Consider the following 22412-nt stretch of genomic DNA (forward strand, 5'->3'; position numbering starts at 1 on the left):
CACTTTGGCCTACTCCATTGTCGTCACCCGTGTTAAAGTGGCACCGCGGTGGACTCCTTTCGTGTGAAGAACGTAGTACTTATTCAAAAGGTGTTGAGGCGATGAATCTAAATGCTGGTGGAATCGTCGGTGGATTAGCAGGGGCTGCCATTGCCATTGCCGTGCTTTTTCTTGCATTCGAACCCGATACTTCTCGCAATCGCGGCATGGGTAAGCTGGTCGTGTTGGGAGTCGTCGCTGGCGCGGCGGCTGGTAACTTCCTTTGGGACCTTGTTCGCAAAGGCTTCCAGAGCAAAGAGTAGCTGCATCTCTTGCGATGAAGGCACTCGTCCACCGATTCATCCTGAAGTTGCATTGCTTTAAGGCTTCTTCGATCCCTCTCCTCCTTACCTGGATAGTCCAGGACGGTGTGCTCCAAGTCTTGCCGGGTGTGCTCCGCGTCGCCCTCCCCACAAGGCCACCAAAGCCAACAAACAGCAGCCTAGGCCAGTAGGTTCAGGCACCGTCGCGGTGGTGGGGACGATGTTGTTCGGGCGGGAGTTGCCGAACGACTCTTTCCATAGCAGGTAGTCGGCCGCGTCGACGATGCCTTTGCTGGCGCCGAGTTCGTCGCCGTTTCCTTCCAGGTTGAAATCGGTTCCCAGGTTGTCGCGCCAGAGGGTGTAGTCGGCCAGGTCGACTTGGCCATCGTCGTTGAAGTCGCCTGGCAGTGGATCGAACACGGGTATCGAGGTGGGCACACGAAGTTGGTAAGCCGCGAGCGATCGCAAGTTGGTTGCTGAGCCGAACAGGAAAAAGTCCTGCGTGGTCGCGTCGGCGACGAACGTACCCGTGAAAATCGGGCTATCGACCAGCTTGGCCGATGGACTCAGGCTGCCGACCGTTGGGGCGGTTTCACTTTCGTTTTGCGTATCGCCAAGCTGCACGGTTTGATTCCCTACGCGGTCGTCGCTGATCAGTACTTGCAGTTCGTAGAAGGTGCCGACTTCGAGACCGAAGAGCGTCGCTTGCTTCACTCCGAGTCCTGTGCCTGATTTGAAGACGAATCCGTCGAGCACGGTCTCGAAATCCGTATCCACGCTGGTTTCGCTGGAGTCAAAGAACGAGTCGTTCGTTGTTTCGAAGTCAAGGCCAGTCAGCTGGATGGTATCGCTGTTGGTGCCGCTTGCAGCCAGGTTGGCAAAGGGAATGGTTTGTCCGCCGGACTCGACGTTCACTGTGTCGGTCGATCCCCAAGAGCCCGCGTGAACCAGGTCGCCGGTGGTGCTCAGGTCCGATTCGTCGGTGATGGTCTTTGGGCGCTGCCAGGCAATCTGTGCTGCGGTTGCCGGGGTGTCGGCCAGGCTTAGTAGGAGGGTGGAGAGGGCAAGGGTGGTCGCAAGGTAGCATTCCATTCGGTGAGTCATAGATCGCCGTCGAGTGAGAGACTCCCTACACAAAAAGAACCGCCACGAATGGTAGGTCTTCAACCGCTGCAGGGGGGTACCCAATCGGTCGACGGCCATTGATTCGTAGCGGTTGCGTAGGAGTCCGTGCAAATCGCCTGAAGTCAATTCAATGATGACCGTAATCTAACTACTGGATACCAAAGGGGCAATGGTTTTGTGGGGCAAAGACTGCAGAGCGTCTTTTCACTAGAACAGCACTAGCCGAGCCACCGTCCAGCGAAATATCCGACCGTGCTTACCGTGGCCGAAATGAACGCGCCCCACGTCAGGTCGATGGCGGTCACGATCCATGGCCATTGTTTTACCGTAGCCTGGTTCGTGAGATCGTACGTGGCGTAAGTCACTAGGCCGAAGAAGGCACCTAGCGCGAGCGCCCTCCAGAACGACCCGGCCGCCAGGGCTGGCATCGTTGCGAACACCACCATCCCCGCGACGAACAGCAGGTAAAACACGCCGGCCGCGTAGAGGTTCGGCTGTTCGGCCAGTAAGTAGCCCAGGTGCTTTTGATAGAACCCGCGAGCGACGGCCGCCAGCCAGACGATATCGATCGCCAGGAACGTTACCAGGGCAACAGCGTAGATTTTCAGATAGAGCAACATGAGCGTGAAAATGGAGAGGTGGCGATTCGACAGGTGCAGCATTGTAGACGCGATGCGACAACCGACCATGGCAACCACCCAAAACGCGGGCAGAACCGGCATTCCGCGAGAATGCCCGCAATCCACACCATCGAGAAGGAAGATGCAAATAGATGAAAACGGCCGAGCAGGCTACAATTTCGAGGAATGCTTGTTGGCGGTAGTGCGAGGCGTGGTCGCTAGCCGATGACACCCAACAAGCAACCTGGCTATTTTCCAAACTCCGAAGAAGCATTGCATCGTGTTTACTGAAACTGAAGGCAGCCGCAAGGCGATTGGCGACGTCGATATTCTGTACCACGAGGGTCTGTACCATCTGTTCCATCTGGTGCTGCCGAATCACGACTTTATCGCCCACGCGGTGAGCACCGACGCTATCAACTGGCGGCGCGTGAACAACGCTCTGTTCATCGGCGATCCCGGTTCGTGGGACGACCTGATGCTGTGGACCATGTCGGTCTCGCCCGATCCGCATCAGCCGAATCGCTGGCGAATGTTCTACACTGGTTTGTCGCGCCGCGAGCAAGGCGACGTCCAGCGCATCGGCCTGGCGGTAAGCGACGATCTGTATCACTGGCGAAAGACTCCCGTCAATTGGTTCGACCACCGAGGGGCACACGATCCGCCGCTGGTGCGTCAAGCGCGTCAGATGGCACTCGAGCAACCGTTGAGTTGCCGCCATGCGCCGATCGATACCGCGAGCGATCTGCCGCTGGAACCGTCGCCGGAGTTCTACGAGTCGACCGTCGACGAAGGTCGCGAGTGGGTGAGTTTCCGCGATCCGTATTACTATCGCGAAGGGGATCGCGGGTGGCTGATCATGGCCGCCCGCACGAAGGAAGGCCCTGTGGTGCGTCGCGGCTGTGTCGGGGTGATGGAGGAAGTCGCCCCCGGTAAGTTCGAAGCCCGCCCGCCGCTGCATCATCCCGGCTTGTACGACGACATCGAGGTGCCGAACCTGCTGAAGATCGAGGAGGAGTACTACCTGATCGGCAGCCTGCGCGAGGACGCGAAGATTCGCTACTGGCATACCAGCAAAATTGGCTCGCCATGGCGGAGCTATTACGACAACGTGCTGCTTGCCCAAGGCAACTACGCCGCACGGGTGTGTCAGGACGACAAAGGCTGGCTGCTCTGGAACTTCTTCTCGCTTGGCGGGCCCGACCGCACTTCGAACAATTTGATGCCACCACCGAAGCGATTGAGTCGAGCCAGCAACGGCTTGCTTCGCGCGATCACCTACGAGGGATTTGACAATTGGATCGGCCGGCGAATCGATGCCAGCCGCATCCGCCCGCTCCGCGATTACACGGGCGAGCAGCACATTACCGTTGAGAGCAACGCGTTTGATTTGGCGTGCGAAGCTGGTTATCAGGTGTTTGTATTCGATGGCAGCTTGGAGTCGGCAAGACTTAGTGCCAAGATCGATCTGTGCGGGCTCGGCAAGTGTGGCATCGTGTTCCGAGTCAATCCCGAAACCCAGGACGGCTACTACCTTTCGCTCGACCTGCTCAAAGGCATCGCCCAGCTCCGCTCCTGGCAAACCGGCCAGCCCGGCACCGGCGAGCACATGATGCAGTTCCGCACCTTGCAGGGGGGCAACTGGTACAGCGAAACTCCCGGCAAGGCCGAGCTTACGCTGATTGCTTTCGGGCATTACCTGGAGCTTTCGGTGGACGGGCGGGTGATTCTGACGCTGGCCGATTCGACCTTCACCGAAGGGCTGTTCGGCGTCTATTTGGAGTCGTCTCGCATGCGAATGTACGACGTTGAATTCCACGAAATGTACAGCCCCCAGCAGTCGGTGCAACATCTTGTGACTGGCTAGCCATGGTGTTAGGCTTTCGGCAGCGGTGCGTGGCTTTGATCGTTCACAACTTGCTTGTCGCAAAGGGGCTTTCTCATGGACCAACCCGAAGTTGTCAAAAAGCTCTCCATCATGGTGTGGCTGCTGGCCGCTAACATGATTGCAGTGGTGGTGCTCGGAGCCGGGCTCGTGTTTGGGCTGCTGCCGAAGATCGAGCGGGCGGTGCAATCGGTCGAGCGAGTCGAGTCGCGTTTTGGTAACTTTGCCGACAAGGTGCAGCCGGTTGTCACCGCGGGTGCTGGTAAGGCAATCGAAACCATCAAGAAGGTCGACTCCGACAAGTTGTCGGAAACCGCGACCGAAAAAACCGATCAAGTGATCGAAGCCGCCGCCGAACGTGCGAAGCGACTCTTTAATCGCGACAAAGAGCCCGAAACGGTCGAAGCGGAATAGCCGTTGGCCAAGCTGCTGACTCCCCCGGTGTTTTAACGGTAAAGCGTGTACCCTAGCTGTTTGCTGCGCAGAGTCTGGGAAGACTCGCGTGATGCGACTATCATGGATGTGCGGTGGTAACTGCATCAGGATCCTACTAGGGGGTGTCGCGGTGAAGCGATTTGGCAAGCAATTTTCGGTGCAACTTCTGTGCACCTGGTTTTGTATGGTCGGGGCTTGTGCGTTGGTCGGGTGCGGCGAGGGGGACACCGCGGTGTCGACTCCGGAGAGTGCTCATCCAAAGCCGGAGCCGAGGCTGATTCGGCCTTCGGGAGTTCAATCGAAGTCATCCAGTCCGCGACCTACAAATACTGTTCGCTCGAATAGCAACGAAGTGCTGTTCACGCCAGTCGATTTGCCGGTGGTGCAAGTTCCTGAGTATGTCAACGCCAACGAGATCAAGCAGATAAACTCCTTTGCTTTAAAGGGACATAGCAGCACCGTCCAGCAGGTTGCGTTCACCGTCGACTCGACCCACGCGCTGACAATCGACGACGATGGTCATGCCGTGTATCGCGAAAGCTCTACTGGTTCCGAGGTGCTCTCTTGGGACCTGCCAAAGGGCAAAAAGGTGTACGATCTCGATATCGCCCCCGACAGCAAGCTGGCGGTCACAACCCACGACGATGGCGAATGCATCGTGTGGGATCTTGCGACTGGCGAGCAAGTACAGTCGATACGCGACGAGACGATTCCGCTGCCAAGGTGCCGGTTTGCAGAAGATCCACGATACGTTGTTGTGGGCGGTGCGGACGTTCAGCAGCGAGAGAACCACAACCGGCTTCACATCAAGATGTACCTGTACGACTTGCAGACCAACACGGCGGTACGTAACTTCGCAAGCTTCGACCCGAAGTTTGATCGGAGTATCCACGACGCATCGCAGTTTACCCTCACAACTGGTAGCGAACCTTGTGAATGGCTTGCTCAACTTGGCATGATGGCTTGTTTTCAGTCGTTGCGACTGGAAAGCAAAGAAGAAGGAGTGTGGTACGTCGGAAGGCTTCGCGCAGGCGGCATGGAGTTTAGCGATCACGTTTTCGACAAGCCGCTGGGGCAGCCGATTGATATTGCCGCTTCGACCGACGATCGGCATCTGGTCTTCATGGCTACCGACAATGGCCAAATCATGGCGTACAACCAGAAGAACCAAAAAAGGATCGGTCAGCACGAGCTTTCGATGGAAACCAAGTGTCGGGACCTGCAATTCTTGCGAGGCTGCAACGTGATGGCGATCTACGATGGAGATTGCAGCCTGACGTTCTACGATTACGACGTCGGAGGATTCACTCAGAAGTTTCCCCCGCAACGTACCGACGTGCAACTGGCTGTCGTCAGCCCCGATGCGCGAAAGGGAATTAGCGTCTATGAGAATGGCGACATTCGCCTGTTCGAACTGCCGCCCCCGGCCTGGTCGGCAGAACTCGTGATCGGCTACCGCTTGGCGCAAGCCGAGAGTGCTTGGGCGAATAGCGATTTCGAAACACTCGAGAAACTGGCAGACAAGTTTCGTGAAAGAGGTTCGTTCGACATGATGGGATTCCCCATGTACTGGAAGCTCTACCAGGCCGTGCGACAACCTGAAGATACAACCTCGTCTGGCTGGCGCGATCATCTGGCGAAGTTCGATGCCTGGCTCGAGGCGTATCCCGAGTCGAGCACCGCCCGCATCGGCAAAGCCGAAGCCCTGCACGCGTACGCGTGGGTTGCCCGCGGAACCGGGTATATCGGATCGGTCACCGAAGAAGGGTACCTCCAATTCAAAACGCGACTGATCCAAGCGGCCGAGCTGCTGCTGGAAGCCCAAGAGCGAACCGGCGACGATCCCGCGTTGTTCGAGTTGCAAATCCGCATCGGTCAAGGATTGGGACTTCCCAAAGAAACCTTGATGATGTCGTTTCTCGCAGGGCGTGCGGTGAACGAAGACTATCTGCCTTTGTACTCGTCGATGGGCATTTGTTTGCTGCCTCGCTGGATGGGCGAGCCGGGCGACTTGGCGGCCTTCCTGCAAGCCGAGGCCGACAAACGCGACGAAGAACATGGCGCCATGATGTATGCCTGGGTATTTAACCAGATGAAGTGTTTTTTCGACGAAGGGCACCTTAGCAGCTTTGGGTTCGACTATGAGCGGATTCACCAAGGATCCGTGCTTCTCGCGAACAAGTTCACCGGCACAACCATGTACCCGACCCTGCGGGCGTGGACGGCTTTGCGGCTCAGCGATCGCGAATTGGCCCGCCCTGCGTTGGAGAAAATGGGACATCAGTACTACCAGAATTACTTTACCGACAAGAAGCAGTTGCTCCGTTATCGAACGTGGGCCGATGCGTCGAAGGTCTCCGAGCGGCAACTCTGGGATCGGTTGGCCGATGCGCGAGTGCTGCTGAGCGTTGCTTACTCGCCCGAGGGCGACATGATCGCCACCGGCGGCACCGATCGTGGACATCAGATCAAGTTGTGGGATGCGGCGACGGGCGACCTGAAGTTTGAACTGCCGGTGCTCACCGTCGTGCGCTCGCTCGATTTCCATCCGACCGAAGGCAAACTGGCCACGGTCGGCGGATACGACAACGCAGAGGGAGAGCTCTACGTATGGACACTCACCGACGAGGGAGTCGAGCACGCGGAACTCGACCCACCCCCTGGCCTGCTCACCGTGGTGCGATTCTCGCCCGATGGCAACTACCTGGCCGTTGGTAGCAGCGAAGGGGAGGTTTGGATCTGGCGCAAGAAAGAAGTCGGTGCTGGAATCACCAAGATTAACATCGGCGCCGGCGTGGGCGACATTGATTTCTTTGACGATAGCAAGCAGCTGGCGATCTCTACCCAATCGCATAACTGCGTGGCGAACGTCGATACAGGCGAAGTTGTTCATCGGATCCGATTCGCTGGGCTAAACAATTGTGTCTCGCTTGAAGCCATGGAAAACAACCTGCTAATCGGGGGGCAATTGTCGGGGATCATGGGATTCAGCCTTCAAGAGAAGAAGTTTTTGCCTGTGCTTACTGCTGCTTGGCCAGAGAACGAGTATCCTCTCATAGCGCGTCCTGAGCTGCCTGTCGCTGAACAATTTGCAATTCGCTCCATCGATAGCTCGAGCAAGCATCGGCTGATTGCTTCGACCTCCGAGCGGTTGACCATTTCCCATCCCGAAGTGGACGGGCATCAGATTTCTGTGTTTGATGCGGATACGCGACAACAGCGTTGCCATCTGTTTGGTCACTGCTTGCGAATAACCGACATTCGGCTTTCGCCCGATGGCACCAAGCTGGCTTCGGTGAGCCTGGATGGCACGCTGCGAGTGTGGAACATCGAAGGTCAAGACGATTTACAGCATGCGGTCGAACTAGGGAAAATAACGCTTACCCCCAACGAACCAACAAAGCCGACCGAACCGGTGGCCGACGAACCACCAGCCGACGAACCACCAGCCGACGAACCACCAGCCGACGAACCACCAGCCGACGAACCACCAGCCGACGAAGCTGCCAACGCTGAAACCAATGCTGCTGAGGAAGCGGAGCCAGAACTGCAAGCAGAGCCTGACACCGAACCAGCACCGGAGTGATCCAGGCAGAAACCGTGAAAGGTCGCATCGTTTTTTTGCCCCCACCGAATTGCCCCCAAAAGCGGGAAATCGATTCGTGGGGGCTTTATTCTGATTGCACGTCGGCCGCGAGCATTGCCTTTCCCCCTGTATTTGCAGGCGTTTTTTCATCTAACGGGAAATCCATCGCCAGTCATTTCGCCCCACACCGCTGGCGAGTGGGGGCAAAACTCCCCCCACGACGACGCGTAACCAAGCACCGATTCGCTTCGCACAACCACAAGCAACGATCCACAGCAGGCTCCTTTCTTACACAACAACACAGATACACCTGAACACTACCTGTTTATAGCAAATCAGGTGGCCATTTCCCAGCAAAAACCGGTGCATTCAGAAAAGTTGTTTCGCCCGCAGCCGGAGGCGTCGGCTAACGATGTGGAGCGGGAGCCAGCATAAGAATCCTCACGCAGAGACGCAGAGCCCGCGGAGGACAAGAGCACAACCGACAACTGGATAGCTAGCCTTCTACTCAAACATTCCCTGAAAGGGAATCGTCGCCTAGCGAAGGGGTGTGCGCCGGCGAGTTCCGTGAGCCAAAGCGCTACCCTGGATAGTGCTACAGCCACAGATGGAGTCGCCCGTTGAGCATGTCGGGCAGGGCTTTTTTCACGAGTTTGCGGACCGTGTTTTCGTGGTAGCGGGTGCTCAGGTGCGACGCGATGATCAGTTCGTTTTCGAACCGCTCGCGGCGTTCCACGAAGTCGTCGAGGTGGATATGCCCGAACTTGTGGATCTTCTCTTTGCGATGGCCCGGCGCGACGAACGTGAGTTCGCAGATCAGCACCTTGGCCTGGTACATCTCGGGGTTGTCGTCGAGTCCCGGCGGGGAACTGTCGCCAAGGTAAGCGAGCACCGCGTCGCGGCGTTCCTCGGACACTTCGGTGCCAGCCAGGCGGAGGTCGCGAATCTGCATGCCGGCGAGTCCCTCGTACTCCGGCTTGAGCTTCTTGCGGCACTGCCAGACCACGAAGCCCATCGACGGCACCGTGTGCTTGGTCGGCACCGTGGTGACCACGTACTCCCGCGACAGCTTGATCTCCATGCCAGGCTCGATCGGCCGCAGGTCGGCAGGCAACCGGCCGCGGTCGAGTCGCGTGAAGTTCTGCAGGATCGCTTCGACCGGTTCGATGGCCGACGTCGGCAAGTAGATGGTGGGCGGGGCCATTTTCATCATCCGCCGGCGAGCGACGTACACCGGCAAGGCTGCGATGTGGTCGAGGTGTGCGTGCGACACAAACCAAGTGTCAGTCCCCATGAAGCTCCAGGGCTGTGCGCCGAGATCGAATCCGATGCCAAGCTCGGGGATGCGCCAGTACGACTGCACGGCCGCGCGCGAGTAGCCCTCGATCGTTAGACCGCGATGTTGCAACGATTGCAGGGGGGCGTTCTCAACCATCTGGAGTTCGAATCAACAGGTAGGGGGTGCGTACTGATATCCACGAAGCCATGAAAACCACAGAACCATGGAAAAGAGCGACATGATACCAATTATCGAGGTTCGTCGGCAGGAGCCAACCCGCCCCGGTTTTCGGCAATTGCCCGGAGAATCGCGAGTTGCGGCTCAATCGGCCGACTCACTGACTGCACTCACTTTGATCTGAGCTGGCAGCTTTTCGGGGCCTGGCTCGATGAGTATGTCGCCATACCGCTCGGCCTGATGCGCCAAAGCGTAGCGGTACCGCACCATTTCGAGCACCGCCAGAAACATGCCAACGAGGGTCGATTTGTGGACCGCGTTGGGGAAGAGGTCGAAGAAGGTCACGCTGCCTTCGCGTTGCAGACGCTCGTCGAGACGCTGCATGTAGACGTGTATCGGCGTGTCGTCGTACGTAATGCTGGTGGCCACCGGCTTGGCCAGCTTGTCGCGTAGCACCCGCCCAAACGCACTGACGAGGTCCCACAGCTCCACGCCAGCGATGGCGGGCACCTCCTCGTGCTTCTGACGCGAGCCAAGGTCGTTGGCCGCCCGGGCGTAGCGATCCTGCCATTCGCGGCCGCGTTGTTCGAGATGCTGCGACGCGTCGCGGTACTTTTTGAACTCGAGCAGGCGTTCCACCAGCTCCTGGCGGGGATCTTCCAACTCCTCGGGCTCTTCGGCTTCCTGACGAGGGAGCACCATCTGCGATTTGATCTCGATCAGCGTGCTGGCCAGGTCGAGAAAGTCGCCAACCGCGTCGACGTCGATCTGCTCGAGCACCGAAACGTGCTCCAGAAACTGGTCGGCCACGGCCGCGACCGGAATGTTGCTAATATCGACCTCGTGCTTGCGCACCAGGTGGAGCAGCAGGTCGAGGGGACCGTTGAACACGTCGAGTTGGACGCGAAATTGCATCGGGGCGGTCGATTCGGTGGAGGTAGATCGGAGGCAACGCAGACGACGCGAGTTATTGCAGACCGAGCCGACGAGGTCCATTCGAGTTTCGTGCTAGCAAACGCAAACACCCCGACAAGGCAGTAGGCCCGGCCGGGGTGTTTGGTTTACGTTTTACGAAGCGTCGACTGGCGACTTAGGCATTAGGAGCTTCGGTGGCATCTTCCACCGCGTCGCTAGCTTCCTCAACGGCATCGCCTGCGGCATCGGCAGCTTCCTCAGTGGCCTCTGCAGCAGCGTCGGTCGCTTCAGCAGCGGCTTCTTCCGCGGCTTCGGCAGGAGCTTCAGCGGCTTCTTCTACAGCCTCCTCAGCAGGAGCTTCGGTAGCAGCAGCTTCCGCCGCGGGAGCGGCTTCTTCTACGGCTTCTTCGGCTGGAGGTTCAGGCACAGCAGGCATGGTGTCGGCTGGCGAAACCTCGGTGGGCTCGGTGTACTCTTCTTCCACGATCACTTCGGTGCTACCGCAACCAGTGTCGCAGCCGCAGCCAGTATTGCAGCCGCAGGAGGTCTCGACTTCGCAGCACGAAGTCTTGCAGCAGCGGTTACGGAACTTCTTGAACAGGCCAAAGGCCTCGGCTTCGCTAGCGCTGCCAGCGAACATAGTGCAGATGGCAGCAACCACCACAAAACGAAGAATCGATTTCATCACAATCTCCTCAGTTTTCGAATAACGGCCCTATCTTCGGCAGGGCGAATAACCGACGCGAGCGAAACCGCCACGCGGCACCGATTTCAGCGATCCTGCTGTGGGCGCAATAGTCTTCCTGTCCAGCGCGGTTTACTCAACCTATGTAAGTTATGTGTAGGAGTCAACTATAGCACTGCCAACGGGGGAGGAACGAAAAAAGCTTGATGACCGAAGCCATCAAGCTTTTTGGAGTTCATTAGTACCACGATCAGGCGTATATCACGCTCGAAGGTGGTCTTGGACTCATAGCCGGGAGGGCGAGTCCCTACGAAGTTGAGCTGGTTTCGCGGGAAACCGGCGTCAACTTAGCAACCGCAGCTAGGAGCGGGTTCGCAGCAGGTGTCGCAGCACTTCTTGCCGAACTTGTCCTTCAAGCGGCTGAACAAGCAAGGCTTCTTGCAGCAAGGATCAGCTTCGCAGCAAGGGGCGGGCTCGCAGCAAGGAGCTGGTTCGCAAGGAGCAGCTTCCACGCAAGGAGCGGGCTCACAAGGAGCTTCGCAGCAAGGAGTAGCTTCGCAGCAAGGATCACAGCACTTCTTACCGAACTTGTCCTTCAGGCGAGCGAACAGGCCGCAACGCTTGGGGCAGCAAGGATCGGCTTCGCAGCAAGGAGCAGGCTCGCAGCAAGGTGCAGGGGCGGGCTCGCAGCAGGGAGCGGGCTCGCAGCAAGGGGTGCAGCAGTCGTCACCACGCAGCTTGCACAGCAGACCAAAACCAGCTTCGGCTTGGTTCGCAGTAGCAACGGCAAAAGCGGCAACAACCATCAACGCGAAAACACGCAGCAAGTTGGTCGACTTCATCACTTTCTCCTTCTGAGAGAATCACATGTACCAACACGGAACACTAATCGATTGCTTCATAAATGGGTCCCGCCGACACGTGCGACGGAAGCAATCGAATGAACCGAAACTTATCGGTTCGATTTGACTACAACTGACTCTGCTTACACATCAGAGCCAATGGAGCAGGCAGAACCTGCAGGTGGGGTAAGTAATGTAGTATGCAAAGACTACGCTAACCTTGTCGATTAGCAAGGAAAAGAGTAGCAGGGGGACAAACGTTGTCCAAGGGGGGCACCCCTTTCTTGAATGTTTCTGGGAAACTTTTCTTGGCGCAAAACACAGGCCCCACACCGGGCGAGATGCCGGAGTGGGGCCATAAGTGCTTGTAAATTATAGATTTAGGTCGTTTTCGATTATCGATTTTGCGCACCAGCGGGAGCCTGAGCAGTTTCCGCAGCCGCGGCCTCCGCGCCCGAATTTGCGGCGGTCTGCGCCGAATTTGCGGTATTCGCTGGTTGCTGTGGTGCTGCTTCGTAGTTCACGAGTACCGGTTCTTGACCGTTACCAAGGTCATAAACGATACCGCTCAACCGCCAGTCGTTGTTCACTTGTCGCATGATGCAGCACAAATCGAGCTCGACCGATTCGGTTCCGTCGCTGACGGTCATGTGATATTCCACCGCTGTTTCGTCGGTGTCCATCGCATTTTCGCGAAGATTCGTCGCTTTAAAATCGGCCTCAGCAACAGCTGCGAATTTGAATCCCTGTCCGTAGTCTTCGAGTTGCTTGGCCGCGAGCGGAGTTAAGCAACCCATGGCAGTGGTCTGATCGCCGGTCGAGATGGCCTTGAGAAACTTGGTCGACGAAACTACCGCGGGATGCTTGTTGATATCCGACGCGCTGGCCGACGCCGACGTAGCGGTGCCACCTGTCGACGGAGCATTCGAAGCGGTATCGCCTCCCCCGCAACCGAGGGCAGTAACAAAGGTCAGGCTAACGAGAGCACAAAGACAACGCATGGCGCGTGCCTCCTCCTTGAGAAACAATGGGTCGAAAACACGTGTGGGGCGGGGAGTTTTGCAAACCCCCGCCCCACCGTCAAGACGAATTCAACGCTTGTTGCTACCAGGAGCAGCTCGCGAAAAACACTTATAAACCAGGAGTGGTCGAGACATCGGCCGACGATTCTTCGGGCCGGGCCTCGAGCTTGCTCTTGAGCGTATCGAGTTCCTTTTGCAGTTTCGCTTGCTGCTTGGTGAGATCGCCGAGCTGTTTGCGAAGTTCCTGCACTTCCCGCGGGACGAAGGGGGCATCGTCTTCCAGCTTCTTGATCGCCGCGGCCGCAGCGGTTGCGTTGCGACCTTCCCCTTCGCGATCGGCGTACGAACGCAGAGCGGCAACGGCCGTGCGATCGCCCAATTCGCCGAGGGCTTCGATCGCTCCCTGGCGGGCCTTGCGCGAAGGATCTTGCAGGGCGTCTTCGAGCATGTCGCGAACCGGTTGCTTGTCGTCGGCTTCCTTCCACAGCTTGGCCAGCACCTGCAGCGCCCGACCGTAGTCGCGATCGCCGAACTTCTGGCGGTCGCGCTGCAGCACTGCTAGCACTTTGCCCCGCAGCGAAACATCGCCCGACGCCCCGAGCGCGCCGATGGCTGCCATGGCAATCTTGTTCTCGAAGCTCGGTCGATCGAGCGCCAGGATCAAGGTGTTTTGCACGTCGTCAGCGGGGTACTTGCCGAGCCCCCGCACGGCAGTCGCCACGATGGCGGTGTTCGACTCGTTCTCGACCACTTGCTTCAGGATCTCAAGCGTGGCCGGCTTATAGAACTTACCGATGCTCTCGACCACCGATCGACGCACGCGGGCGTCGGACTGGGTCATGCTTTCGGTCAACGCGGCAAACGCTTCGTCGGTGCCGAGCTTTTCGAGCGACTCGGCCGTTCGATACGCACCCCGTAGTAACCATCGTTGTTAAGGGTTTCCTTAAGGGCTTCCACCGATTTGTGGTTGTCCTTCTTGCCCAGCACGCGAGCGGCCATCAAACGGCCAATCATGTCGTCTTCGGCCTCGAGCTGCGTGTAGACCATCGCATCGGGCTTGTCGAAGTCGACTTCGGCCAGCACGGTGAACTCCGGATCGAACCGCACGAGCGTCGGTTGCTCGTCGAGCGGTACATAGAAGTCGTGCTTCTCTTTGTTGATGGTAACCGGGTGATCGACTGGCTTGCCATCCACCACAAAACGCAGCGTCGTGGGAATCTCGAACAGCCCGGTGTTGTCGTCGACCTTGTGAGTTTGCTCGACGGTGACCAGGGCCAAGCGTTCTTTGGCCAGCCACTTGTAGCGAACCTTCAGCTTGGGAGTACCCGCTCCAAAGACCCATTGATCGAAGAAGCGATCGAGCTCGCGGCCCGAGACTTCCTCGAAGGCGGCTTGCAGGTCGGCCGTGACGACGCTCGACTGGCCGTTTTCTTCGAGGTAGTGCTTGATGCCTGCGCGGTAGAGATCTTTGCCGAGTTGGCTGCGAAGCATGTGCAGCACCCAGCTACCCTTGGGATACGCCCGATAGTCGAACTGTTCCCAAGGATTGTCGTAGCCGCGGAACACAATGGGCTTCGAGTCTTCGGCTTGCGGCAGCACCCGCCCCTTGGCATCGCGCCAGAGGCCGTAGTTCATCTCGTCGCGGCCCAGCTTATGGCCCGCATACAGATGGGTGTAATAGGTGGCGAAGCCTTCGTTCAGCCACAGATGGGCCCAGTCTTCGCAGGTGACGTAGTCGCCGAACCACTGGTGCGCCATCTCGTGGGCGTCAAGGTTGCGGCTCGAGTAGATGTTTTCGGTCTCATCGGAGAAGATCGTCGTGTGCGTCAGCGTAGTGATGGTGGTGTTTTCCATACCGCCGCTGTTGAAGTCGCGAATCGTCGCCTGATCGTACTTGTCCCAAGGGAACGGCATGCCGATCTCGGCTTCGTAGAACTCCATGATCGTGCGGGTGTCTTGGAACGAGTTCGCCGCATGCTCGGCCAGCGTTGGTTGAGCGAAGAACCGCAGCGAAACGTCGCGGTGCTTGTCTTCCAGCACGTGGAACTTACCGGCGACCAAACATACCAAGTAGCTGGCGTGCGGCTTGTCCTGCAGCCAGTGCACGGTCTTCAAGCCTTGCTCGTTCACTTCATCGGAGAGCATCTTGCCGTTGGAAACGACCACCATTTCCTTCGGAACCGTGCAGATGACCTCGGTGGTCGAGCGTTCGTTCGGATAGTCGAAGCAAGGGAACCAGTGCGGGGCTTCGTGCGTTTGTCCCTGGGTCCAGAGATGGGTGTCCTCTTCGGGATACCCTAGCTCCGGCGTGCGGAAGTAGAGCCCCTGCTTCGGCTCGGCCGAGTAGGTGATGGCAACTTCCACGTCCTCGCCCACCGGCAGCGGGGTCGCAAACAGCAGGGTCAGCTTGTGATCGGTCAGCACGTAATCGGCCAGCGGCACCGACGACTCGATGTTCGACACGTCGAGCGATTCGGCGTCGAGCGTCACTTGCTCAACTGGCTTCGAAATCGGGGCGAACGTCAGCGTGGTGGTGCCGGCCACGGTCCGCTTGGCGAAGTCGGGAACCACATCGATTTTGATGTGCTTTACGTCGACCACCCGGTCGGGAGCGTACTTGAGGCCCATGTCGCCGCTTTCGGTCGCGGCGGCAAACATCAGCGAGTGGTCCTGCCCACAGTACCGGCAAATATGCTCGTGTTCCTCGGCCAAAGCGGGAACGACGAGAACGCACGCGGCTAAGAACCATCCAATAGTCCAACGTCGCAACTGCAACATGTGCTTGTTTCCTTAAAATAAAGAAGGTACAGGGCCAAGCGCGCGGAGCGGGCCCGGGGTGGCAGATAGGGAGAGGGTGTTCGCCTGGAGGGACAGTCGAGTATAGCCCGAGAGGGCCTCGATTGCCAAATTTTCGGGCCAGACCGGTTTTACGGGAGCCTGGAGGCTGGTCCAGGCTGGTATTAAAGACCTGCTAAGCCATCAACTTCGTGGCGATTGCCCGGATCACTGCGTGCACCTTCTCGATCGGCTCGGCAGCACTAATCACGTGCACCGCCGGATCGGTGGCCGCCTCGGCCAGATAGCCCTCGCGGAGCCGGCGGCGGAACGCGTCGCCCTGCAGTTCCATGCGGTCTCGCTCGCGGTTCATCCGTTTGTCGGCTTCTTCCACCGGCAAATCGAGCACGAATACCGCGTCGGGGGTGATGCCATCGATCGTGACGCTGCCGACCGTTTTGACGTCGGCTACTGGCAATTGCCCCGCGTGTCCCTGGTACACGACGTTGGCCAGCAGAAACCGGTCGGACACCACCACTTCGCCACGCTCGAGGGCGGGGCGAATCACCTCTTCCACCAACTGCGCTCTGGCGGCCATGTACAGCAGCATCTCGCTCCGGCGATGGATTGCTACCGCGTCGTCGGTTGCCAGCAGCACCTCGCGAATGCGTTCGCCAAGCGGGGTGCTCCCCGGGTCGCGACACTGCGTGACCTGGTGACCCGATTCCGTGAGCCATTGGCACAGCAGGTCGATCTGGGTCGACTTGCCTACACCATCAATTCCATCGAACGAAAAAAACAAAGCAGCATCGGGGGGCTGGAGACGAACGGGGGCGAAACAACCGGAGCAGCGAGGCCCCTCGGCTAGCAGGCAGGTCAGTAGACTCGGCCGGCGAACAGGGCAACGCGACTCACGCTACCCACTATACCCCATTGGTGGCCGATTATCGATCGTAGATCTTGGCCATGTTGGCCGCCCGCTCGCCCACCAGTTTGCGCAATCGCGCGGGGCGGAGCACTTCGGCCTGGTCGGCGTAGCCGAGAATCCACCAACTGATTTCGTTCAGGCCTGAGACCGTTGCTTCGAACAACAGCGAACCATCCGGCTGCAGAGCGAGTTGCTGCGTGGGATGCCACTCGACTTCGGCCACGTTGGTGGCCACGAGCGGCGAGAACCGGATGACTACCTGCAGGTCCTTATTGCCTTCGGGCACGATGCGCCAGGCGTTTTTCAGATACCGCTTCAGGCTAAACCCGCGCGGCAAGCGATACTCTTCGTCGAGTATTTCGAGCTCGGTGATGCGGGCCAGCTTGAAGGTTCGCACTTCGCGATGAATGCTCGACCGCCCGACCACGTACCAGCTATGTCGGCAATACATCAGCTGGTAGGGACGCAGCTTCGTGCTGATCGTCTCCCACTCGGTCAGGCTGGCGTACTCCATCCGCAGCACGCGACGCTGCCGGCGGGCTTCGAGCAGCTCGCCAAACAGCTTCCGCTTGCCATTGAGGTTGGCAACCCCTTGCGGCACGATGGTCACTGCGTCGGCCACCTCGTGCAGTTGGTCGCGCGTTTTGCGCGGTAGGCTTCCGCTCAGCTTGCGAGCCGCCAGGCCGGCGGCCGTAAAGAACGGCACATGGCGATCGTCGCCCATCTGATTGGCCAACGTTACCAACGCGGTCGCTTCGTCGATCGACAAGTCGCCGACGTTCAACGGCACCGGCTCGGCCATCGAGTAGCTTTCGGCCTTCCGGTTATAGCGGAGCCGGATGCCCGCGTCGCGAAGTGTTTCCAGGTCGCGAAAGATCGTACGCCGACTCACACCATGCACCTTGGCCAGGTGCTTAGCGTTGTGCGTTCCACCCTGTTCCAGGGTTTTGAGGAGTCGCAGTAGTCGGGTAATGCGTTTGTCCTTCATCCGAGCGACCGGTCATCGGCTGGGGTGTCTTCGTAGGTTGCGTCGTTGCTGGTTGAGCTGTCGCGTAAGTGATGCTCGCCTGCGGCGCTGGCATTTGGTAGCTCGCCTGCGATACCCGTTCGGGCGACGAAGCGGTCGAAGGGTACCCGGCTGGCTGTACCGCACCGGCAGGTTGCAGCGAGGCTCCGGTGTCCGAAGCTCCCCACTCGTCTTGCGGTGCGGCTGGGGTCGGTTCGCTCATCGGCACTTCCTCGCCTTGGAACTCACCCTCGTACATCATCGGTCCTTCCATCACTTCACCCTCGTAAGGCATGCCTTGGGGAGTGCCGAGCGACTGGCTCACTGGCCCGCGGCTCATCACGTTCGGACGAGTGAAGCCGTAGTCCAGGTACATGCTGGCGTCCCGCTGGCGAGCTCGACGCAAGGCGTCGAAGTGAGCCTTGCCGGGCCAGGTGCCTTCGGCAAGATACACCCCGTTGTAGTCGAGCAGCGAACCCTTGCGGTAGTGAACTTCTAGGATAGACAGATTGTAGTCAACAAGCGACCGGTAATAGGCACTTTCTGCCTCGGCCTGCCGGCGTTGGGCATCCAGCAGCAGGTCGAGCGAGACGATACCCTTCGATTCGGAGAGGGCAACCGCTTGTACTTCGCGTTCGGCGGCCACTTTTCCGTTAAACCGGGTCTGCGTCACCTGGTAGTTGTAGTCGATGTCGCGGATCGAGTCGCCCAACTGGTGGGAAACTTCCAATTCCAGGTCCTGCAGCAAGGCTCGTTCGCGGGCCAGCAGCAGTTGCACGTGGCGAACCCCGTTGAGCTGACGACGGTAACCAATCGGCACCGACAGTTGCAGGCCGAGTTCCCATTCCTGGAAGTCGCCGCTAGTGAGCGATTCGAAGGCACTGGTGCCTTCGGCAAAGCGTCCCGAGGCAGCCGGATCGGCATCGTGGTTGATCAGCTCATCGCCAGCACCCAGCCAGCGGTAACGACCTACCGCGTCCAAGCGTGGGAGCAGGTGGTTGCGAGCGGCGATCAATTCCAGTTCGCGACGCTTGATTTGCCACTTCTGCTTGCGAATCTCCACCCGGCGAGCCATGGCCTCGGTGCTGGTGGCCGCCCAGTCGAAGTCGACACGGGCCATCGTCGGTTCGTCGGACGGACGAATCAGGCGACCGTCCGACACGCTCAGACCCATGATGTAACGCAGTCGGCTTTCGGCACGGAACAAGTTAGTCAGGGCTTCTTCGACCTGAGCACGGAATTGGAAGAACTGAGCCTCGGCCTGAGCCTTGCGATCGGCACTGCCGCCGCGGGCACCGTTGAGGAACAGTTGATTCACGCGAGCCCAAGTCGCCCGCGAGCTTTCCAAACCTTGCTTACGAGCTTCGAGATCACGATAAGCGAAGTAGAGTTCCCAGTAAGCTTGCTCGACATCACGCATCAGGTTGCGAATGCCACCTTCGAAGTCGGCCAGCGTCTGGTCGGTACGAATGCGGGCGATCATCACGCCGTCGAAGCTGTTGGGCGAGTTCGCCGAGTACTGTTCGAACGAGTGATGCCCTGCAATCCGGTTGTATTGAGCCCCGCGACCTTGGAACAACGGCACATCGAAGAACGCTTCGAAGTTCGTTTCCCAGTCGCTCGGTGTTTGGCGGTTACCGTTATTATTACTGTCGTAGTTCGTGGAGTGCGACAAGCGGAATGTCGAACCATCAGCAGTCTTCTTCGTAAGCCCGACGTTCAAGTTACCAATGTCTTGCTGGAAGTCTTGAGCCAGGAACGAACCGAACGACGAAGGATCGAAGTTCACCGGGTTATCGTTCTTCTGCCAGAGCAGGCTCGAATCGAGCTGGGCATCGAACTCGGCCAAGGCCGACTCGACACCAATGCCATCGAACGACGAGGCGTAAGACTGTCCGTTGCCGGTTTCAACCAACGCAGGATCGTAAGTGGTGGTGATGGCCGACGAATTGATGAGCGTCCGCGAGATAGTCTCGGGAGCGTTGGTCAGCACCCGCCCGCCGAGCTGACGCATGACCTGGCTATTGCACATGGTAATGCGAGTCGCTTCCTCGAGCGAAAGGTCCCAGACCTCGTAGTTGTCCATGTTCTTTACCGACAATGGACGTTGCGCCTGAGAGACTTCGTCGAGCTTCGGCTCTTCGACATCGGGATATTCGATGTCGGTCGAAACATCCACGTAGTGCGACAGATCGCCGTCTTCATGGAAGTAAAACGGCTGCATCGGCTGGCAGCCCGTGGCCAACATGAGGAAGACCAGGGCAAGACTAATGTTGCTGAGGGTATGCCGACTCATGATGTTTCGGGGGTATGCGTAAAGTGAATGTGATTCCGGGCGATCACCGCACCCTCGAAGTGCTAGCACTGCTCGCACTTCTTAGGCGCAGTCGCTCGAATGCTCATCCCCCCATGAGTATTCAGCAAAATTGTTATCGTCGGCCTAATCGTCAAACTTTGACATTTCCCTGCTTCGTTCCAAGAACCTGCAAATTCAGGCTGCTAGCTGCCAGCATTGCTGCGAATGGCGAGCCCCTCTTTCGCTGGCTGCGTCGCGGGAGGAAGATAGCGTTAGGCTGCTTGGAGCCGGTACTTTTCGGATGTTCGTGGATCCTGCAACACACACGAGGGGGCGGCGATGGCTGAGGTCTTGCAACTCACCGACGACTGGCGCGGCGAACACTACCACCGCGATGGCTGGCTCGTTATCCAGCTGATTCCGTCCGGCGACGGCTTTGCCGACCCGCTCGGGCTGGCCGAGGCCCTTTGGGGCACCGTGGCCGACTGGCAACCGCCGATGATGGTGCTCGACCTCGCTCAGGTGACGTTTATGTCGAGTTCGCTGATGGGCAAGCTGGTTCAGCTGCACAAGCGAATCGCCATGGCAGCCGGCGAGTTTCACGTCGCCTGCCTGGCTCCGCACCCCACCGAAGCACTGCACGCCTGCCGGTTGCACACGGTGATTCCGCTGTTCGATAGCGTCGAAGCGGCCGCCCGCCTGGGGGTGCGTTCGTAGGTGTCACTGGCGGTCGGGCCCAGTCGCAGGGATACTCTATATCTTTGCCACCTCCGCCAGCTGCCGAAGTTTCCTCCCTATGTACCGTCGCTCGCTCCCAAAACTCATTTGGTACCGCCTCACGCAGTGGGTCATCGGTGGGTTCTCCCGCTTCTATTTCCGACTCCGCCGGCGTGGACATCACAATATGCCGCCGACTGGGCCGGTCGTGGTGCTCTCGAACCATCAGAGCTATCTCGATCCGCCGATGATCGGCTGTTTCATGCCGCGGCCGATCGCCTACCTGGCTCGCGATACCCTGTTTCGCGGGATCCTCGGCCCGCTGATCCGGGCGTACGACTCGATTCCGATCGATCGCGATGGCAGCGGCCTGGGCGGCATCCGGGCGACCCTGAAACGCATCAAGCTGGGAGACGCGGTGCTGATGTTTCCCGAAGGCACCCGCACGCCCGACGGACGCTTGCAGTCGCTGAAGCCGGGATTCATTGCACTGGTGCGCCGCGGCAAGGCGAGCATCCTGCCAGTCGGCATCGCCGGCAGCTACGAAGCCTGGCCCCGCGGCCGCAAACTGCCAGCCCCCAAGAAAATCGCGCTGAGCTACGGCGAAGCGATCCCACCAGAAGCGATCGCCGAGCTCGACGACGACGCGCTACTGGAGCTCGTCGCGCTCCGCATCGCGACCTGCTTCGCCGAAGCCCGCCAAATGGCCGGCTACGCGAAGAAGGATCCAGCGGGGGAGTAAGCTCGAGTGGGCCGACGGCGGGCGAGCACTGGCTGCGGAGGAAAGGTCCGCGCAATAAACGCCCGCGCACAAAAAAAGCCCGACCAAATGGTACGGGCTTTTTGAGTAGCTCCCCCGGCAGGACTCGAAACAATCGACCTAACCCATTGGGTAGACAATAACTTACGACACGGAGCGATCCCTCAAGACTTTCGGCCAGGGTTGGGAGCCGGAATCGTGGTTTCTGGAGCAGGTCCAAGGACCGCCGAGCGATAGATTCCCAACACTGGGCAATAGATTCCCAATTTACCCACCGATGGGAAAATTGAATCGGCACGCACGCTACAAAACCAGTGGTTTTCGCGCCCGAATAGATTCCCATTTCCCAAAACGCATCGAGTGGGAATCTATTTTCCCGCTGGGAATCTATCGTAAGTCGTTGATAGGTAATAGGTTGCATCAACACCTCCGGGATTGTTACCCAAAATAGATTCCCATGGGTGGGAAAGTATTTTGAGTTGGGAGACGATTGGGGATTTGGGATTGCGGAATGCGGAATGCGGAGTGTCATGCTGACGGGAGCTTCCAGCGACCCGAAGGACTCAGCCTACCGCTTACAGCCTATAGCCTACAGCCTTGACACACGCGCAGCAGCGAACGCCCACGCCGGCAAACCATCGCCTGCGCGTCGCTAGAAGTCGGACACAACCCAAGCATTACATTTGATTCACCTCCAATCACTAAAAAGCCAATAGCTGAAAGCCGACAGCCACAACACCACCTATCCATTAGAACACCACCGGTGGCCAATTCCCAGCGAAAAGTGAAGAGAAAAGATACCCGCCCGCAGGCCCCCCCCTTCGGGCTCCGCTGGCCCCGTTTCCGCAACGCAGGTCGACCTCTCTGGGCGGGGAGGAGGGATGTAGAAAAGATACGTTACGGTCCAAGGAGTAAGTGGTCGAACAACACCAACTGCAGCATGCTATGCATGAGGGGGAAACACAAGTGCCACGCAGGCGTTCCTTAAATGCTACATCTATAACGAGTGGAGCAGATTTTTAAGGCTGACACCGTCAAGCCGACCGTTCGATATCGC

At 58.7% G+C, this 22412-nt stretch carries 18 protein-coding genes; 6 read left to right on the forward strand and 12 right to left on the reverse strand.

Translation table 11 applies throughout. The features are described from left to right. The first annotated feature begins 101 nt into the window (after positions 1-101). A complete protein-coding gene (locus Pan181_RS22740; protein WP_145250607.1) occupies positions 102-302 on the forward strand; it encodes a hypothetical protein in 201 nt (66 codons plus the stop codon). Between the two features lie 84 nt (positions 303-386). Here the strand turns inward: Pan181_RS22740 and Pan181_RS22745 are convergent, their stop codons facing one another. Together Pan181_RS22745 and Pan181_RS22750 are read right to left on the reverse strand one after the other, a co-directional pair. Next, complete coding sequence (locus Pan181_RS22745) at positions 387-1394, reverse strand: hypothetical protein (RefSeq protein ID WP_145250610.1); 1008 nt, start codon at positions 1392-1394, stop codon at positions 387-389. Between the two features lie 251 nt (positions 1395-1645). Continuing rightward, a complete protein-coding gene (locus Pan181_RS22750; RefSeq protein WP_197528617.1) occupies positions 1646-2149 on the reverse strand; it encodes a DUF2177 family protein in 504 nt (167 codons plus the stop codon). 178 nt (positions 2150-2327) lie between these two features. On the opposite strand from Pan181_RS22750, the gene Pan181_RS22755 reads away from it, so the two are divergent. The 3 genes from Pan181_RS22755 to Pan181_RS22765 all read left to right on the forward strand — a co-directional run bounded on the left by Pan181_RS22755 (position 2328) and on the right by Pan181_RS22765 (position 7953). After that, on the forward strand, positions 2328-3914 hold the full coding sequence (locus Pan181_RS22755; RefSeq protein WP_145250613.1) for a glycoside hydrolase family protein: 1587 nt from the start codon (positions 2328-2330) through the stop codon (positions 3912-3914). 75 nt (positions 3915-3989) lie between these two features. Next, a complete protein-coding gene (locus tag Pan181_RS26705) occupies positions 3990-4346 on the forward strand; it encodes a 6TM ABC transporter family protein (RefSeq protein ID WP_231943677.1) in 357 nt (118 codons plus the stop codon). Positions 4347-4719: 373 nt separating this feature from the next. Next, a complete protein-coding gene (locus Pan181_RS22765; RefSeq protein WP_197528618.1) occupies positions 4720-7953 on the forward strand; it encodes a WD40 repeat domain-containing protein in 3234 nt (1077 codons plus the stop codon). A gap of 595 nt (positions 7954-8548) precedes the next feature. Here the strand turns inward: Pan181_RS22765 and Pan181_RS22770 are convergent. The 10 genes from Pan181_RS22770 to Pan181_RS22815 all read right to left on the reverse strand — a co-directional run bounded on the left by Pan181_RS22770 (position 8549) and on the right by Pan181_RS22815 (position 19878). After that, positions 8549-9388 carry an MBL fold metallo-hydrolase gene (locus tag Pan181_RS22770; RefSeq protein WP_145250619.1) on the reverse strand — a complete coding sequence of 280 codons (840 nt, stop codon included), beginning with the start codon at positions 9386-9388 and terminating at the stop codon, positions 8549-8551. Between the two features lie 165 nt (positions 9389-9553). Next, positions 9554-10324 carry a segregation and condensation protein A gene (locus tag Pan181_RS22775; protein WP_197528619.1) on the reverse strand — a complete coding sequence of 257 codons (771 nt, stop codon included), beginning with the start codon at positions 10322-10324 and terminating at the stop codon, positions 9554-9556. Positions 10325-10499: 175 nt separating this feature from the next. Beyond that, the gene (locus Pan181_RS22780) at positions 10500-11009 is read right to left on the reverse strand and encodes a hypothetical protein (protein WP_145250624.1); all 510 of its coding nucleotides are present in this window, start codon (positions 11007-11009) and stop codon (positions 10500-10502) included. Between the two features lie 347 nt (positions 11010-11356). Then, complete coding sequence (locus tag Pan181_RS22785; protein ID WP_145250626.1) at positions 11357-11851, reverse strand: hypothetical protein; 495 nt, start codon at positions 11849-11851, stop codon at positions 11357-11359. A 395-nt stretch (positions 11852-12246) separates the two neighbouring features. Then, entirely contained in the window at positions 12247-12852 is a 606-nt protein-coding gene (locus Pan181_RS22790; protein WP_145250629.1) for a hypothetical protein, read from the reverse strand. Between the two features lie 130 nt (positions 12853-12982). Further along, positions 12983-13726 (reverse strand): HEAT repeat domain-containing protein, encoded by a 744-nt coding sequence (locus Pan181_RS22795; RefSeq protein WP_197528620.1) that lies wholly within the window; start codon positions 13724-13726, stop codon positions 12983-12985. Then, positions 13723-15651 carry a M1 family metallopeptidase gene (locus tag Pan181_RS22800; RefSeq protein ID WP_145250635.1) on the reverse strand — a complete coding sequence of 643 codons (1929 nt, stop codon included), beginning with the start codon at positions 15649-15651 and terminating at the stop codon, positions 13723-13725. Before Pan181_RS22800 ends, Pan181_RS22795 begins: the two co-directional genes overlap by 4 nt. Positions 15652-15844: 193 nt before the next feature. Beyond that, positions 15845-16450: a dTMP kinase gene (tmk, locus tag Pan181_RS22805; protein WP_145250637.1), complete on the reverse strand. Its 606-nt coding sequence runs from the start codon at positions 16448-16450 to the stop codon at positions 15845-15847. 142 nt (positions 16451-16592) lie between these two features. Continuing rightward, a complete protein-coding gene (locus Pan181_RS22810; RefSeq protein WP_145250642.1) occupies positions 16593-17564 on the reverse strand; it encodes a helix-turn-helix transcriptional regulator in 972 nt (323 codons plus the stop codon). Then, positions 17491-19878 carry a TolC family protein gene (locus Pan181_RS22815; RefSeq protein ID WP_145250645.1) on the reverse strand — a complete coding sequence of 796 codons (2388 nt, stop codon included), beginning with the start codon at positions 19876-19878 and terminating at the stop codon, positions 17491-17493. The genes Pan181_RS22810 and Pan181_RS22815 overlap by 74 nt, the downstream gene beginning before the upstream one ends. Before the next feature lie 339 nt (positions 19879-20217). On the opposite strand from Pan181_RS22815, the gene Pan181_RS22820 reads away from it, so the two are divergent. After that, positions 20218-20595, forward strand: a complete 378-nt coding sequence (locus Pan181_RS22820; protein WP_145250648.1) for an STAS domain-containing protein — start codon at positions 20218-20220, stop codon at positions 20593-20595. Positions 20596-20674: 79 nt separating this feature from the next. After that, a complete protein-coding gene (locus Pan181_RS22825; protein WP_145250651.1) occupies positions 20675-21337 on the forward strand; it encodes a lysophospholipid acyltransferase family protein in 663 nt (220 codons plus the stop codon). Positions 21338-22412: the final 1075 nt, after the last annotated feature.

The sequence above is a fragment of the Aeoliella mucimassa genome, from assembly GCF_007748035.1.
Classification (GTDB): Bacteria; Planctomycetota; Planctomycetia; order Pirellulales; family Lacipirellulaceae; genus Aeoliella; species Aeoliella mucimassa.